The following is a 15062-nucleotide window of genomic DNA, read 5'->3' as shown; positions in this document are numbered from 1 at the left end:
TTTTGAACAGGTTACCTACTAGCGCTTCGGCTCTTGCCTGCACAGCGCACGCTCTGAACATCATCGAAAAGAAGACACTCAGCCATGAGGAGATGAAAGCGCTAAATCGAGAGGTTATCGAAAACTTCCAACAGCATGTGAATCCGGGTTTTCTTGAGTATCGCAAATCAGTGACCGCCGGCGGGGATTACGGAGCCGTAGAGTGGCAAGCGAGCAGTCTGAATACGCTTGTCGACACCCAGGGTAAGGAATATTTAGATTGTCTGGGTGGGTTCGGCATTTTTAACGTGGGGCACCGTAATCCAACAGTGGTATCCGCCGTACAGCATCAGCTAGAAAAACAACCCCTGCACAGTCAGGAGCTGCTCGACCCTTTACGGGCGATGCTTGCCAAAACGCTTGCGACACTCACTCCGGGCAAACTCAAATACAGCTTCTTTAGCAACAGCGGGACAGAATCGGTTGAAGCGGCGATTAAACTCGCCAAAGCGTATCAATCTCCACGAGGGAAATTTACCTTTATCGCAGCCTCTGGCGCGTTTCATGGCAAATCTCTTGGGGCATTGTCCGCAACAGCAAAAGCCGCTTTCCGTAAACCGTTTATGCCGCTGCTTCCGGGCTTCCGGCATGTGCCGTTTGGCAATATCGACGCGTTACGCACTATGCTCAGCGAATGCCGTAAAACCGGTGATGATGTCGCAGCCGTGATCCTTGAGCCTATTCAGGGCGAAGGCGGCGTGATTATCCCACCACTTGGGTATTTGCCAGCGGTTCGTAAACTGTGCGATGAATTTGGCGCACTGCTGATTTTCGACGAAGTGCAAACCGGCATGGGACGTACGGGCAAAATGTTCGCCTGCGAACATGAAAACGTACAGCCTGATATTTTATGCCTCGCCAAAGCACTCGGCGGCGGCGTAATGCCGATTGGCGCAACGGTTGCGACAGAAGAAGTGTTCTCTGTGCTATTTGATAATCCTTTCCTGCACACCACCACCTTTGGCGGCAACCCGTTGGCCTGTGCGGCAGCGCTTGCGACTATTCATGTTCTGCTTGAGCAAAATCTTCCCGCTCAGGCGCAGCAGAAAGGGCAACTTTTGGTGGATGGCTTCCAGGCTCTGAAACGTGAGTTCCCGGAACGGGTTGTCGATGCGCGTGGACAAGGTTTGCTGATTGCCATCGAGTTTAGCGACAACGAAATTGGCTATAACTTTGCCAGTGAAATGTTCCGCCAGCAGGTGCTGGTCGCCGGGACGCTCAACAATGCGAAAACTATTCGCATTGAGCCACCGCTGACTATCACGATTGAGCAGTGTGAACATGTGTTGGGCTGTGCGAGGAAGGCCCTCGCGAGTTTGAGAGTGACTCAGCCAGATGCGGTTGTGACAGAAGAACATTAATCCGATTCTTCATCCTTAAACTTTCTCTTATACAGATCTCAGTCTGGCAACTTGCCGGGGTGAGATCTGTCATCCTCGTTAATTTCCGCTCACCCGAACGTCTGGTTATCTCTGCAACCACTTTAACGGTGACCGTATCAAGGAGAGAACGCCCTCTCCTTGATAATCCTGGCGCCGGGGCAATTTATGCCGGGGGCAAAGTCAAAACCGGTTCGGCTTTTGACCTTAGCTTTTGACGTTGACCTTGAGTCCGGCATAAATCGCCTCCGTATTGACTGGAAGGCCGGGTCGAGCCGTCGGGAACGGCGAGAGGTTGTGATCGCCGGGAGCGAGTCACAACCGACCCTGGGACTGAAAGGAAAAACGGAGGTTTACCGCGCAGCGGCGATTTAAACGCCGGGAGCCGGGATTGCAAAGGGTGCTGCGGTAGCACCCTTTGCACGTTCACCGTTTCGGTGGTTTCATAAGCCACTGAAAATTAAGTGAACGGAACCTTCACCTGGCTCATATAGATCTGACTAAGAGACAGCCATCTCCTATGGCAATAACCCCACAAAACTCCGTTTCTTACGCGGTTCCGACATCATCCCATCCAGCTTCTCAACGCACGCTAAGTAATGCGGCGTCTGCTTATGCGCCAGCACTGCTTCGTCGTTCTGATACGCCTCGTAGATATAAAACCGTGTCGCCACATCCGGATCCTGCAACACATCGAAACGCAGATTCCCCGGCTCGTTGATGGACCCTTCGTGATTGGCGCGGAACACATCCATAAACTCATCGACCCGTTCCGGTTTGATATTAATCTCCACCAGCGTCACGTTCATGCCTTGCCTCCATGATGTTTTTCATCGAGCCAGAACTGATACGCATCCCGGGCCGAAACATTCTCATGCACCACTTTTTTCACCGCTTTTAACATCGCAAGTGGCGCGTCTGACTGGAAGATATTGCGCCCCATGTCCACGCCCGATGCGCCCTGGTCAATGGCCCGGAAGCACATATCCAGCGCTTCTTGTTCCGGCAATTTTTTCCCTCCGGCGATAACAATCGGCACCGGGCAACTGGCCGTCACTTTCTCGAACCCTTCTTCAACAAAATAGGTTTTCACAAACTGCGCCCCGATTTCTGCGGCAATTCGGCTGGCGAGGGAGAAATAGCGCGCATCTCGCGCCATCTCTTTACCCACACCGGTGACAGCCAGAGTCGGGATCCCATAACGCGTGCCTTCGTCCACCAGCTTGATAATGTTGTTGATCGACTGATGTTCGTATTCGCTGCCGATATAAATTTGTGCAGCCACCGCGCAGGCGTTCAGGCGCAGCGCATCTTCCATCGTCACCGCCACACTTTCGCGCGACAGTTCGCTGAGAATTGAATTCCCGCCCGAGGCCCGCAACACCACTGGTTTGTTCGTGGCTGGCGGCACCACGCTGCGCAAAATACCACGCGTGCACATCAGCACATCGGTTTCCGGGAACAGCGGCGCAATAGATAAATCGATACGTTCAAGGCCGGTGGTCGGCCCCTGGAAATAGCCGTGATCGAAGGCCAACATGACGGTGCGCCCGGAGTCGGGGTTAAATATCCGCGCCAGGCGCGATTGCATCCCCCAATCCAGCGCCCCGCTGCCCTTCAGGTAAAACGCTTTGTTCTCCTGAGGGCGGCCAATGCCGTAGTCTTTACCTTCTCTGATATCGTCAAGATCTGCCATTTTTCCTCCCTCAGAAATCGTATTTGCCGATGTTCTCTTTGGTGAACACCACACGCTCCGGCAGCAGCACAATACCGTTGCCTTTGGCTTCATATTGATAACCCTGCACGCTATTTGGCTCGACTTTCAGACTGCCGATTTTCGCCACTTCCACGCTATCACCCACGTTAAGATCGCCCTTTTTCAGCATGGTATTTGCGACGTTGACCGCAATTTCACCCTGCTGTACCACGTCCCACAGGCCGAAAGCTTTCACCGTTCCGCGCTCAACATACGGGCGCATCACGTTTGGCGTACTAAAGCCGACGATCGCCACATTAGTGCGTTTCAGGTTTTCAGCAGCCTGCGCGGCGGCAGGCAGTGCGTTCGCATCCGGGGCAATGATCGCATCCAGATCCGGGTACGCTTTCAGAATACCTTCGGCGGTTTGCAGCGATTTAGTCGCGTCGTTATAGCCAAACTGGGTGGTGACGATTTCCCATTCTGGATGATCCTTCGCAATTTTGGCTTTCGCCTCTTTCACCCACTGGTTTTGATCCGTCACCGTTGGGCTTGAGTAGAAGAACGCCACTTTGGCGGCAGGTTTTGTCACCTGTTTAGCAGCCATATCCACCAGCATGCCGCCAAGCTGTTGCGGCGTGCCCTGGTTGATGTAAATACTGCGGCACTCAGGTTTGGTGTCAGAATCCCAGGTCAGCACTTTTACCCCGCGCTGCATGGCGCGTTTCAGCGCCGGACATAAACCGTCTGGCGATACCGCCGAGACAATAATCGCGTTGTAGCCCTGGTTAACGAAGTTGTTGATGAGCTGCACCTGGCCGGAGACGCTCGGTTCAGTTGGGCCGTCATACGTCACCGGCACGCCGAGGTCTTTACCCGCTTGCATCGCGCCATTACCCCCGCTGGTAAAGAAGCCTACGCCGACCAGTTTTGGGATAAAGGCGATTCGGTCGGCGGCCTGTGCGCTCACCACACCAAAGGCTAAGGCCCATGCACTGAGTTGCAGGGCGCGTTTTGTTGTCTGCTTCATAATCAAACTCCCGTTAGTTTTCTGTTACCGCGCAAACGACGCCACGCCGCCTGTAAATATTCGCGGTGCAAACTCACCGAACGACCAATGACCACCACAATCAACAGCGCACCGGACAACGCACTCGATACCTGATTAGGCACGCCAGCCATCTGTAAACCTTGTTGCAAATACCCCACTAATAACGCCGCCAGCGCGGTGCCTAAAATCGAACCGGAACCGCCATAAATATTCGCCCCGCCCAGCACCGCCGCCGTTAACGCTGGCATTAACAAATCGCGCCCTAAATCGGAGCGCGCCGAGCCGAAATATGACACCAGCACGATGGCGGCAATCGCCGACGCCAGCCCCACCATGCCGTACACACCGTACAGCGAGCCGTTGACTGGCAACGCGGCATAACGCGCTGCACGCGGGTTTTGACCAATCAAGAAAATATGGCGACCAAAGCGTGCGCGGTGCGTCAGCAGCCAGAACAGCAGCGTGATCACCGCGAACATCACCAGCGGAATCGGCAGGCCGAAAAGTGTCAGGTTGGCGAAATTAGTGAAGGCATCCGGGAAGCCACCGATGCCTTCATAACCTGTCGCTCCCGCCATACCCGAAAGCAAAAGTGCCGCGCCGCCGTACAGATAAAGCGTGCCGAGCGTGATAACCAGCGGGCTGATACCGGTGTAGTGAATGAGGGCTGCGTTAAACACTCCGCACAACAGGCCGACGGCGAGCGTGAGAATAATCGCCAGCGCAATCGGCAAGCCCGCCTGGAGCATCACGCCCAACGCAATGGCGCACAGGCCGATGGTTGAACCGAGCGAAATATCAATGCCACCGCTAATGATCACAAGTGTTAGCGGCAGCGCCACAATGCCAATGCAGATAAAATCGCTGGTGCTAAACAGCAGCATATTGACGTCCAGCATGCGTGGATTAATGGCACCGAACAGCAGAATTTCTGCCACCAGAATCAGCAATAGCGCCACTTCCCAGTTAAGTTTCAGCTTGCTCATTTACGCCACATCCTTCTTCTTGCGGGGAAAAGGCCGCACGTTTTTAGCCCCCGGCAGCGGCGGTACAAAGCGGCTGTATTTCTGCGCCCGCTGATGACGCGCCAGGGCCTGGCGTAAGCGCCCGTCCAGCACCAAAACGCCGAGCAAAACCAGCCCGGCGATAAAGTCATTCCACCAGGCCGGGAGTTTGAACAGCACTAACACGGTGTCGATTTGCGTGAGGAAAAACGCGCCAAGAAACGCCCCAATCACGGTGCCAGTGCCGCCGAGTAATGAAATCCCGCCCAGCACGCAAGCAGCGATGGCTTTCATTTCCAGCCCGCTGCCGGTTTGATTGGGGACAAAACCAATTTGCGCAGCAAAAATAATCCCGGCGATGGCCGCCAGCATGCCGTTGAAAGTGAAGGCTAAAAGACGGGTGCGGTTCACCGCGACCCCAAGCTGACGGGCGGCGGCAAGATTATCGCCCACCGCGTAGAAATCGCGCCCGAAGGCCGTCCGTGAGAACATCCAGGCGGCGACAGCGACCAAAAACAACACCATAAAACCGAGCGGCGAAATCCCGATAGCGATAGGTTCGGACAGCGATTTCAGGCTGGCGGGTAAACCTTCAATCCATTTGCCACCGGTCCACAACAACATGCCGCCGCGATACAGCCCGAGCGTCCCTAGTGTGGCGACGATCGCCGGAATGCGCAGCCAGACCACTAACACCCCGTTGAAGAAACCCGCCACCGCGCCAATCCCCAGCGCAAAGAGCATCGACACCGGCAAGCTGTAACCACTGTTGAGCGCTACCCCAACGGCGATCGCACACAGGCCAACGGTCGATCCTACCGAGACATCGATATTGCGCGTCAGCATCACCATCGACGCGCCCACCGCCAGCAGGATCAGGATCTGTGCGCTGGTGAAGATCATGCTTAAGGTTTGCAGACTGAAATAGCTGTGGTTGAGCGCCACCAGCACGCCAAACAAAATCACGATCGCCAGTAGCGCGCTCAGTTCGCGGTTACGCAGCAAGGTTTTCATGCTTTACCTCCGCCAAACGCCATGCTCATCATTCTCTCGACGGTGATCGATGGTTTGCGTAACTCGCCATTCATCGCGCCCTGATGCATCACCAGCACTCTGTCCGCCAGCCCGCTGAACTCATCGAGATCGGAGGAGATCATCAGCACCGCCACGTTTTGTGCCGCCACACTTTTGATCAGCTGATAGATATCAGCCCGGGCGGCGACATCAACGCCACGGGTTGGCTCATCAATGATCAGCAGCAGTGGGTTGGCTTCGAGACAGCGTGCCAGCAGGACTTTTTGCTGGTTGCCGCCGGACAGCGTGCGCACGGTTTGCTCGGCGTTATTGAGTTTGATCCCCAGCGCCCGGTGATAACGTTCCACCACCGCCGCTTCGCGTTTGCTTTGTTGCCACACGCTCGGCTCGTTTAGTGCGACGGTGTTCCAACGGATCGGCGCATCGAGAAATAATCCGGAAACCTGCCGGTCTTCGGGGAGATAAATTAGCCCGCGATCGAGGCGTGATTTGGTGCGATCGCCGCTGATTTCACGATTTTCTAAATAGATGCGGCCACCGCGCACCGGGCGCAAACCGTAGAGCGTTTCCGCCAGTTCGGTGCGCCCCGATCCCACCAGACCCGCCAGGCCGACGATCTCGCCTGCATACAACTCGAAACTAAGATCGATAAATCCTTCGCCGGTGAGTTCTTCTACGCGCAGCACCGGGAAATCCTGCGCTTCGGTACGGCGGTTTCCCGGCAGCGCCAGCCACAGTTTTTGCGTATCACTCAGCTTGTGCTGTTTATCGCCAGGAGTCATGGCGTTGATCAGTTGCTCATCGAGCAGCTGCGCTGTTTCGCCCTGTAGCACCACGGCACCGTCGCGCATCACAGAAATGTGGCTGGCGATCTGGCGAATTTCGGGCAGCTTGTGGGAGATAAAAACAATGCCGACGCCCAGATTTTGCAGCGCGCGGATCTGGCGGAACAAGCGATCGGTTTCACCGGGAGTCAGGGATGCGGTAGGTTCATCGAGGATCAGGATCTTCGCTTCGTGCATCAAACCGCGCAGGATCTCGACCATTTGTTGATCGGCAACTTCCAGCGTGCTGGCAGCGGCATAAAGCGGGATCTGGCATTCCAGCTGGGTCATTTTCTCTTGCAGCCGTTTTTCCACATCGCGCGCCTTAGGCAGACGAAACAGAATGTTTTCGCGCACGGTGAGGTTGGGAAAAAGCATCGGCTCCTGCGGCACCAGATAAATTCCCAGTTCGTGCGCCTGGCCGGGTTTCAGTCGCCCAAATGCTTTGCCGTGGATATTCAGTTCACCGCTATCCGGCGTTTCGACGCCAGCGAAAATCTTCATCAGGGTCGATTTCCCTGCCCCATTACCGCCCAATAATGCGTGGACCTGCCCGGCATACAGAGCAAAATCAATATCTTTCAGAACATTCACGCCTGAAAACTGTTTGCTAATTTTGCGGGCTGCAAGCATTGCGGTGGTGTTGGGCATTTTCACTCCACAATTGAACAAAAGAGAATTTGAATTAATAATGTTCAAAAGCGTAGACGCCGGATAATTTTTACAACAGGGCGGAGATCACAAAATTTTTAAATAGATCAGCTAAACCATTTGCATCTGAAAATGATCTTTTTGCCGTGCGCTTCACATTTTCTTATCCCGCACTCTCGAACATATGATCTAAATTTTAATAAGAGTTCACTTATGAGCGATAAACGAGCAGCAGAAGAAGGCAAGTTAGCCGCCTTGCCGATGGCAGAAGAAGAGTTGCTGGCGCGTGTGGCCTGGTCTTATTACCACGATGGCCTGACGCAGAACGATATCGGTGAAAGGCTTGGGCTGCCTCGTTTGAAGATTTCGCGTCTGCTGGAAAAGGGGCGTCAGTCCGGTGTCATTCGGGTGCAGATTAACTCGCGTTTTGAGGGCTGCCTGGCGCTGGAAACCCAATTGCAGCAGCGTTTCGGTCTTAAGATTGCGCGAGTGCTTCCGGCGCATAACACGCCCCCGATGAATACGCGCTTAGGCATTGGCGCTGCGCAATCGCTGATGGGCATTCTGGAACCGGGGCAATTACTGGCAGTGGGCTTTGGCGAAGCGACCATGAATTGCCTCCAGCATTTGAGCGGGTTTATCGGCTCACAGCAGATTCGCCTGGTGACGCTTTCCGGCGGCGTTGGCCCGTACATGACCGGCATCGGCCAGTTAGATGCGGCGTGCAGCGTGAGCATGATCCCCGCCCCTCTGCGGGTTTCATCGCCGCAGGTGGCTGAGATCTTACGTATGGAATCGAGCGTGCGCGACGTGATCCTCGCGGCGACCGCCGCAGATGTTGCGGTTGTCGGCATTGGCGCTATCAACCAAAAACGCGATGCCACCATTTTGCGCTCGGGTTATATCAGCGAGGGCGAACAACTGATGTACGCCCGCAAAGGTGCGGTGGGCGATATTCTGGGTTATTTCCTGCAAGCGGATGGCGAACTGGTGGAAGGTCTGGAAATCCATCGTGAATTGCTTGGCGTAACGCTCGACGACCTGGCGCATCTCCCGACAATTGTCGGTGTTGCGGGGGGCGTGGATAAAGCGGACGCTATTTATGCCGCACTTCGTGGCCTGCGTATCAACGGCCTGGTGACGGAAGAAGAGACTGCGCGGGCGGTGTTAGCGTTAGCTGATTAACCCCGCGCCATAAGCTGCGGGGAAGTGTTCATGAGTTATTTATTAGCGCTGGACGCCGGAACGGGGAGTATTCGCGCCGTTATCTTTGATACTTCAGGCCACCAGATTGCCGTCGGCCAGGCTGAATGGAAGCACTTAAGTGTTGCCGATGTTCCCGGCTCGATGGAGTTTGATCTCACCACCAACTGGCAGCTTGCCTGCCAATGTATTCGCGATGCGCTGCAAAAAGCGCATCTTCCCCCAGGTGCAATTAGTGCCGTCGCTTGCTGCTCGATGCGTGAAGGGATCGTGCTTTACGATCGTAACGGCGATCCTATATGGGCATGTGCCAACGTGGATGCCCGCGCCAGCCGTGAAGTCTCCGAGCTTAAAGAGATCCACGATTTCCAGTTTGAATCCGAAGTTTACCAGGTTTCCGGCCAGACGCTGGCGTTAAGCGCTATGCCGCGCCTGCTATGGCTTGCACACCATCGGCCTGATATTTATCGCCAGGCGGCAACCGTCACGATGATTAGCGACTGGCTGGCAGCGAAACTGAGCGGCGAGTTGGCGGTGGATCCTTCTAACGCGGGTACCACTGGCATGTTGGATCTGGCGACTCGCGACTGGCAGCCTGCCTTAATGGATATGGCCGGATTGCGCGCCGACATTCTCTCACCAGTGAAAGAAACCGGCACCGTGCTGGGTGGCGTGACGCAGGAAGCAGCGCAACAAAGTGGTTTGCTGGCAGGCACGCCGGTCGTGATGGGCGGCGGCGATGTGCAGCTCGGTTGTGTAGGGCTGGGTGTGGTTCGCGCCGGGCAAGCGGCAGTTTTAGGCGGCACGTTCTGGCAGCAGGTAGTGAATCTGCCCGCGATCAAAACCGATCCGGATATGAATATTCGCATTAATCCGCACGTTATCAGCAACATGGTGCAAGCGGAGTCCATTAGCTTCTTTACCGGTCTGACCATGCGCTGGTTCCGGGATGCCTTTTGTGCCGAAGAAAAGCTGCTGGCAGAAAGGCTTGGCGTGGACACTTACGCCCTGCTCGAAGAGATGGCGGCGCGGGTGCCTGCTGGCTCTCACGGCGTGATGCCGATTTTCTCCGACGCGATGCATTTCAAGCAGTGGTATCACGCTGCACCGTCGTTTATTAACCTCTCCATCGACCCAGAAAAATGCAATAAATCGACGCTGTTCAGGGCCCTCGAAGAGAATGCAGCGATTGTTTCGGCCTGCAATCTCGAGCAAATATCCGGTTTTTCAGGCATTAAATTTGAATCGCTGGTGTTTGCTGGCGGCGGATCGAAAGGGGCTTTGTGGAGCCAGATTCTGAGCGATGTAACCGGTTTGCCAGTACGCGTGCCGGTGGTGAAAGAGGCGACAGCGCTGGGGTGTGCGATTGCGGCGGGCGTCGGTGCCGGGATATTCAATAATCTGGCAGATGCTGGCGAACGGCTGGTGCAATGGCAACACGAGTTTACGCCGAACCTGGCGCATCGTGAGTTGTATGACGAGATGAAACGCAAGTGGATGAAGGTATATGCCGATCAGCTCACGCTGGTTGATAGCGGTTTGACGACGTCAATGTGGCAAGCGCCGGGGTTGGTGATGCCCTCTCCCCGACCCTCTCCCTGAGGGCTGTCTCTTATACACAACTCACCCGGGCATTTTGTCAGGGTGAGACCTGTAAGCCTCGTTGATTTTCCGTTCACCCGTGCGTTCTGTTATCTCTTTAATTCCAGAAAACGGTGAACGTGCCAGTGGGATAACGACATCCCCCTGGCGACCCCGTCGCCCGGCCATTAAATTGCCGCTGCGCGGTAAACCCCAGCTTATCCCCAACGTTCAGGGTCGTTCGCGATTCGTTCCTGACGATCGCTCACTTTCGCTGCTCCCGGCAGCTCAACCCTGACTTCTGGGGAACACTGGGGCAATTTATACCGGGTACAAGGTCAAAACCGGCTCGGTGTGGTCTTTAGGTTTTGACGTTGACCTTGTGTTCCGGCTTCAATCGCACCGTTTTTACCCTTCAGTCGGGGTCACGTGGCCGGGAGCCACGTGAGTGAGCGATCGTCTGGAACGAGTCGCGAACGACCGCGAATGTTGGGTGAAAAACGGTGTTTACCGCTTGCGGCGATTGATTTGCCGGGAGTCCGGGTTCTTAGGGTGACGACGGTGGTCACCCTAAGACGTTCACCAGTTCAGTGGCTATATGAAACAATGAACATCGGGTGAACGGAACTGTCTCCCTTCTCACAAAGATGTGACTAAGAGACAGCCCTGAGGGAGAGGGTGAGTTTTGTCGGATGACGCGGCTGCTTATCCGACCTACGAAGAGAGTTGCGCTTACAGCCCACATTAGAAGTAATATTTGAATCTCACACGCCCGCCATAGCGGGTGTTATCGCTGCCATCGCTGGAGTCCTGATCCGCACTGACCCACGATACGTAAGTCCCCAAGTAAATATTAAAGTTCTTCATGCCCATGACGTTCGGGAAGAGATACGAAGAGTGAATGGTATGGATGTCATAACTCCCGGCGTTGGTTATCCAGCAATCGCTGTCGCAGTTTTCCACCGCGTTGGTCACATCAAACTTATCAATATCGTTGTGCGCATAAATATAACCAAGCTCGAAATTCTGCCATAAGGCGTTCACCCCTGCGGTGAAGTCGGTTTCATCACTGGCGTCCATATAGGCGGTATTCAGGTTAGCGACAATGCCGTTATCCGGGTCGTTTTTCTGCCCGTTCCAGGTCATCGTCAGGCCGTAACCAGTGCGGTTGGATTGATCGACCATCTGACCGTTAGCATCTTTATAACCATATGCGTTATCAACCACTTGCGCTTCCATCGCCGCGGCGGCAGAGAACGCGCCTTCAGACCAGGAAATGACGGGGCGGACATACGCCACGTTTTTATCGTCCACCATTTCATTACCGTGATATGACTTGTCCTGATACAGAGAAGTGCCATTTTCCAGCAGGGTATTAAGCTCAAAATACCAGTTGTCGATAGTTTTACTCATGAGGAAGTTTCCGCCCGTATCACTACGCCCGCGCCCTTCTTTCATCATGTAAATGTAGCCGTAACCATCACCGTAAAGATCGTTCGCCGTATTACCGGAATATTCAACAAAGGTATCCTGGTTGAGCGGGAACATATCGTAGGCTTCAAAGCGGCCCACTTTAATTTTCCAGTCGTTCTCATGACCAAAGAAGAATGTCGCATCATCAAGATTCATATGGCCGGTTAAATCGGCTAACGGTTGCGCGCTGAACCCGGCAAAATTACCATCATCCATACGGCGATAACCATCAAAGCCAAGCAGAATACGACCATTAATATCCCAACGCTCGTTAGTGCCATCGGCCCAATTAGTATTGGCACTGCGACGAACAGATGTCAGGCCATTACTGTGGCTGTCGGCATCCATATTAAATTCCACATCGCCATATATTTTAAGGTCGCCATAGCCGCTTAAGGTTAATTTAGGCGATTGATTATCGGCTTTACTATTAACAGATTGTTCGCTCACTACAGCAACCGGTGCGGTTGCCGCGACTGGCGGTGGTGTCGCTTTCATTTGTTGGATTTCAGCTTCTGCACTGGCAGCGCGGTTTTCGGCGGCTATTAGGCGTTTCTCTAATTGATTCAAACGCTGTTCCAGGGCTGATTCATTTGTTGAGGCTATTGCGCCACTTGAAAAAATAGCGGCTATTAACAGTGCTAATGCTGTTATTCTCATTACATATCCTTATCAGTTTTATAAAATCCACACGAATGCGTGAGCACTCATTAATAAATCAACTCAAATAATAAAAATCTTTAATGGTTTTAACGAAAAATAACATAGCAATATTAACTGGCCATCTCAAAACTGTAATTTGTCATAATCGTAGCTTTATCACACTGAATTAAATAAAAAACAAAAGCGTCTGCAAATTAATAATTGGTGTGAATGTAAATCTCTTATATATAATAAAAAAACCATTTAAAAAGGTTATTTATGAATAGAAAAACGCAAATTCGTAACTTTGACGGAACCGGGCAGGAAAAGTCAGCAGCCAAAAAACACCTGCGTTTTTTGATTCCCATCACAATCATTCGACAACTTTCCCCCATTTTCTCTGCTTCCCGCTAAATTACTAACTCATCCGACCACATAATAATAATGACCCTGCAGGAAGAGAATATGAGCTATCCGTCGCTGTTTGCCCCGCTGGACCTGGGTTTCACCCAGCTTAAAAACCGAGTGCTCATGGGTTCGATGCACACCGGACTTGAAGAGCACCCAAACGGTGCCGAACGTTTAGCGGCCTTTTATGCCGAGCGCGCACGCCATGGTGTGGCGTTGATTGTCACGGGCGGCGTTGCCCCTTCACCTTCGGGCGTTGGCGTGGAAAGCGGCGCGGTGCTCAATGACGCAAGCCAGCTTGCCCATCATCAAGTTGTGACCGAAGCCGTGCACCGTGAAGGCGGCAAAATTGCGCTGCAAATTCTGCATACCGGGCGTTATAGCTACCAACCCAACCCGGTCGCTCCCTCTGCCATTCAGGCACCGATTAACCGCTTTAAACCTCACGCGTTGAGCCACGAAGAAATCCTGACCCTGATTGAAGAGTTCGCTCAATGCGCGAGCCTGGCGCAACAGGCTGGATACGACGGCGTCGAAATCATGGGTTCCGAAGGCTATCTGATTAACCAGTTTCTGGCGGCCAGAACCAACCAGCGCGACGACGAATGGGGCGGCGATTACTCGCGGCGTATGCGTTTTGCCATCGAAGTCGTGCGTGCGGTACGCGAAAAAGTTGGCGCGAATTTCATTATTATATATCGCCTGTCGATGCTGGATTTAGTCGATGGCGGCGGCACCTTTGACGAAGCCGTAGAGCTTGCCAAAGCTATCGAAAAAGCAGGTGCGACGTTGATTAACACCGGTATCGGCTGGCATGAAGCGCGAATTCCAACTATTGCCACGCCAGTTCCTCGCGGGGCATTTAGCTGGGTGACGCGCAAACTGAAAGGGCTGGTATCGATCCCACTCGTCACTACCAACCGAATTAACGATCCGCAAACTGCCGAGAAGATCCTTGCTGATGGCGATGCCGATATGGTGTCGATGGCGCGGCCATTCCTCGCCGATGCCGAGTTTGTTTCTAAAGCGCAGCAAGGTCGCGAAGATGAAATCAATACCTGTATTGGCTGCAACCAGGCGTGTCTGGATCAGATTTTCCTCGGCAAAGTCACCTCCTGCCTGGTGAATCCTCGCGCCTGCCACGAAACCAAAATGCCCGTTGTTCCGGCATCGGTTCGTAAAAATCTGGCCGTGGTCGGCGCTGGCCCAGCGGGATTAGCTTTTGCTGTCAACGCCGCAGCACGCGGCCACAAAGTGACGCTATTTGATGCCGCTTCGGAAATTGGCGGGCAATTTAACATCGCCAAGCAAATTCCCGGCAAAGAGGAGTTTTACGAAACGCTGCGCTACTACCGTCGCATGTTAGGGATTACGGGCGTTGAAGTTCGCCTGAATCAGTACGTCACCGCCCCACTGCTTAAAGAGTTCGACGAGATTATTCTCGCCTGCGGTATCGAGCCGCGTCTGCCGCTTATTGACGGGATCATGCATCCTAAAGTTCTGAATTATATCGACGTGCTGCGTGAGAAAGCTCCGGTGGGTGACCGCGTGGCGATTATTGGTGCCGGAGGTATTGGCTTTGATACCGCGATGTATCTGAGCCAGGAAGGAGAATCCACCAGCCAGAATATTGCTGAGTTTTGCGTGGAATGGGGTATCGACACCAGCCTGCAGCATGCGGGTGGGTTACGCCCGGAAGGTGCTCAACTGCACAAAAGCCCGCGCAAGATTGTTATGTTGCAACGTAAAACCAGTAAACCGGGCGAAGGTTTAGGCAAAACAACAGGCTGGATCCACCGCACAACGCTGCTGGCACGCGGCGTAAAAATGCTGGCGGGCGTGACTTATGAACGCATAGACGACGAAGGTTTGCACATTACGGTAGGTGGAGAACCACAGACATTAGCCGTGGATAACGTGATTATTTGCGCCGGGCAAGATTCGCGTCGTGAACTGGCGCAACCGTTGCGCGAACTGGGGAAAACGCTGCATTTGATTGGTGGAGCGGATGTGGCGATGGAACTGGATGCCCGACGCGCAATCGCGCAGGGCACCCGTTTAGCGCTGGAAATTTAG

Annotated in this window: 11 protein-coding genes; 4 read left to right on the top strand and 7 right to left on the bottom strand. The window is 53.8% G+C overall.

Annotated elements, in window-relative coordinates; translation table 11 throughout:
• Positions 1 to 2: 2 nt before the first annotated feature.
• Complete coding sequence (gene ygjG / locus DY231_RS02935; protein WP_218568330.1) at positions 3 to 1400, top strand: putrescine aminotransferase; 1398 nt, start codon at positions 3 to 5, stop codon at positions 1398 to 1400.
• Between the two features lie 536 nt (positions 1401 to 1936).
• On the opposite strand, the gene lsrG is transcribed toward ygjG, so the two are convergent.
• Genes lsrG through lsrA form a run of 6 tightly spaced genes read right to left on the bottom strand, consistent with a single transcriptional unit; the run spans position 1937 to position 7661 of the window.
• Positions 1937 to 2227 carry a (4S)-4-hydroxy-5-phosphonooxypentane-2,3-dione isomerase gene (lsrG, locus tag DY231_RS02925; RefSeq protein ID WP_034498737.1) on the bottom strand — a complete coding sequence of 97 codons (291 nt, stop codon included), beginning with the start codon at positions 2225 to 2227 and terminating at the stop codon, positions 1937 to 1939.
• Positions 2224 to 3114: a 3-hydroxy-5-phosphonooxypentane-2,4-dione thiolase gene (gene lsrF / locus DY231_RS02920; RefSeq protein WP_115627210.1), complete on the bottom strand. Its 891-nt coding sequence runs from the start codon at positions 3112 to 3114 to the stop codon at positions 2224 to 2226. Before lsrF ends, lsrG begins: the two co-directional genes overlap by 4 nt.
• A 10-nt stretch (positions 3115 to 3124) precedes the next feature.
• Positions 3125 to 4144, bottom strand: coding sequence for an autoinducer 2 ABC transporter substrate-binding protein LsrB (lsrB, locus tag DY231_RS02915; protein ID WP_115627209.1), 1020 nt, complete (start codon positions 4142 to 4144; stop codon positions 3125 to 3127).
• 2 nt (positions 4145 to 4146) lie between these two features.
• Positions 4147 to 5151 carry an autoinducer 2 ABC transporter permease LsrD gene (gene lsrD, locus DY231_RS02910; protein ID WP_115627208.1) on the bottom strand — a complete coding sequence of 335 codons (1005 nt, stop codon included), beginning with the start codon at positions 5149 to 5151 and terminating at the stop codon, positions 4147 to 4149.
• Complete coding sequence (lsrC, locus tag DY231_RS02905) at positions 5152 to 6183, bottom strand: autoinducer 2 ABC transporter permease LsrC (RefSeq protein WP_115627207.1); 1032 nt, start codon at positions 6181 to 6183, stop codon at positions 5152 to 5154. It lies immediately after the preceding gene.
• Complete coding sequence (gene lsrA / locus DY231_RS02900) at positions 6180 to 7661, bottom strand: autoinducer 2 ABC transporter ATP-binding protein LsrA (protein WP_172588724.1); 1482 nt, start codon at positions 7659 to 7661, stop codon at positions 6180 to 6182. Before lsrA ends, lsrC begins: the two co-directional genes overlap by 4 nt.
• Positions 7662 to 7892: 231 nt before the next feature.
• Between lsrA and lsrR the strand changes: the two genes are divergently transcribed.
• Complete coding sequence (gene lsrR, locus DY231_RS02895) at positions 7893 to 8864, top strand: transcriptional regulator LsrR (protein WP_034498746.1); 972 nt, start codon at positions 7893 to 7895, stop codon at positions 8862 to 8864.
• Positions 8865 to 8894: 30 nt separating this feature from the next.
• Positions 8895 to 10484 carry an autoinducer-2 kinase gene (gene lsrK, locus DY231_RS02890; RefSeq protein WP_115627205.1) on the top strand — a complete coding sequence of 530 codons (1590 nt, stop codon included), beginning with the start codon at positions 8895 to 8897 and terminating at the stop codon, positions 10482 to 10484.
• 723 nt (positions 10485 to 11207) lie between these two features.
• Here lsrK and DY231_RS02885 read toward each other — a convergent pair.
• Positions 11208 to 12596: a carbohydrate porin gene (locus tag DY231_RS02885; RefSeq protein ID WP_115627204.1), complete on the bottom strand. Its 1389-nt coding sequence runs from the start codon at positions 12594 to 12596 to the stop codon at positions 11208 to 11210.
• A 447-nt stretch (positions 12597 to 13043) separates the two neighbouring features.
• Here DY231_RS02885 and DY231_RS02880 point away from each other — a divergent pair, with 447 nt between their 5' ends.
• The gene (locus tag DY231_RS02880; RefSeq protein ID WP_115627203.1) at positions 13044 to 15062 is read left to right on the top strand and encodes an NADPH-dependent 2,4-dienoyl-CoA reductase; all 2019 of its coding nucleotides are present in this window, start codon (positions 13044 to 13046) and stop codon (positions 15060 to 15062) included.

The organism is Buttiauxella agrestis (assembly GCF_900446255.1).
GTDB lineage: Bacteria > Pseudomonadota > Gammaproteobacteria > Enterobacterales > Enterobacteriaceae > Buttiauxella > Buttiauxella agrestis.
This window is presented reverse-complemented; position numbering and strand designations above follow the sequence as displayed.

Bases quoted from the DNA above. Each gene is read 5' to 3' on its own strand.
- lsrB (WP_115627209.1), bottom strand. From the start codon at position 4,144: ATGAAGCAGACAACAAAACGCGCCCTGCAACTCAGTGCATGGGCCTTA.
- lsrF (WP_115627210.1), bottom strand. From the start codon at position 3,114: ATGGCAGATCTTGACGATATCAGAGAAGGTAAAGACTACGGCATTGGC.
- DY231_RS02880 (WP_115627203.1), top strand. From the start codon at position 13,044: ATGAGCTATCCGTCGCTGTTTGCCCCGCTGGACCTGGGTTTCACCCAG.
- lsrA (WP_172588724.1), bottom strand. From the start codon at position 7,661: ATGCTTGCAGCCCGCAAAATTAGCAAACAGTTTTCAGGCGTGAATGTT.
- lsrC (WP_115627207.1), bottom strand. From the start codon at position 6,183: ATGAAAACCTTGCTGCGTAACCGCGAACTGAGCGCGCTACTGGCGATC.
- lsrR (WP_034498746.1), top strand. From the start codon at position 7,893: ATGAGCGATAAACGAGCAGCAGAAGAAGGCAAGTTAGCCGCCTTGCCG.
- lsrG (WP_034498737.1), bottom strand. From the start codon at position 2,227: ATGAACGTGACGCTGGTGGAGATTAATATCAAACCGGAACGGGTCGAT.
- DY231_RS02885 (WP_115627204.1), bottom strand. From the start codon at position 12,596: ATGAGAATAACAGCATTAGCACTGTTAATAGCCGCTATTTTTTCAAGT.
- lsrD (WP_115627208.1), bottom strand. From the start codon at position 5,151: ATGAGCAAGCTGAAACTTAACTGGGAAGTGGCGCTATTGCTGATTCTG.
- lsrK (WP_115627205.1), top strand. From the start codon at position 8,895: ATGAGTTATTTATTAGCGCTGGACGCCGGAACGGGGAGTATTCGCGCC.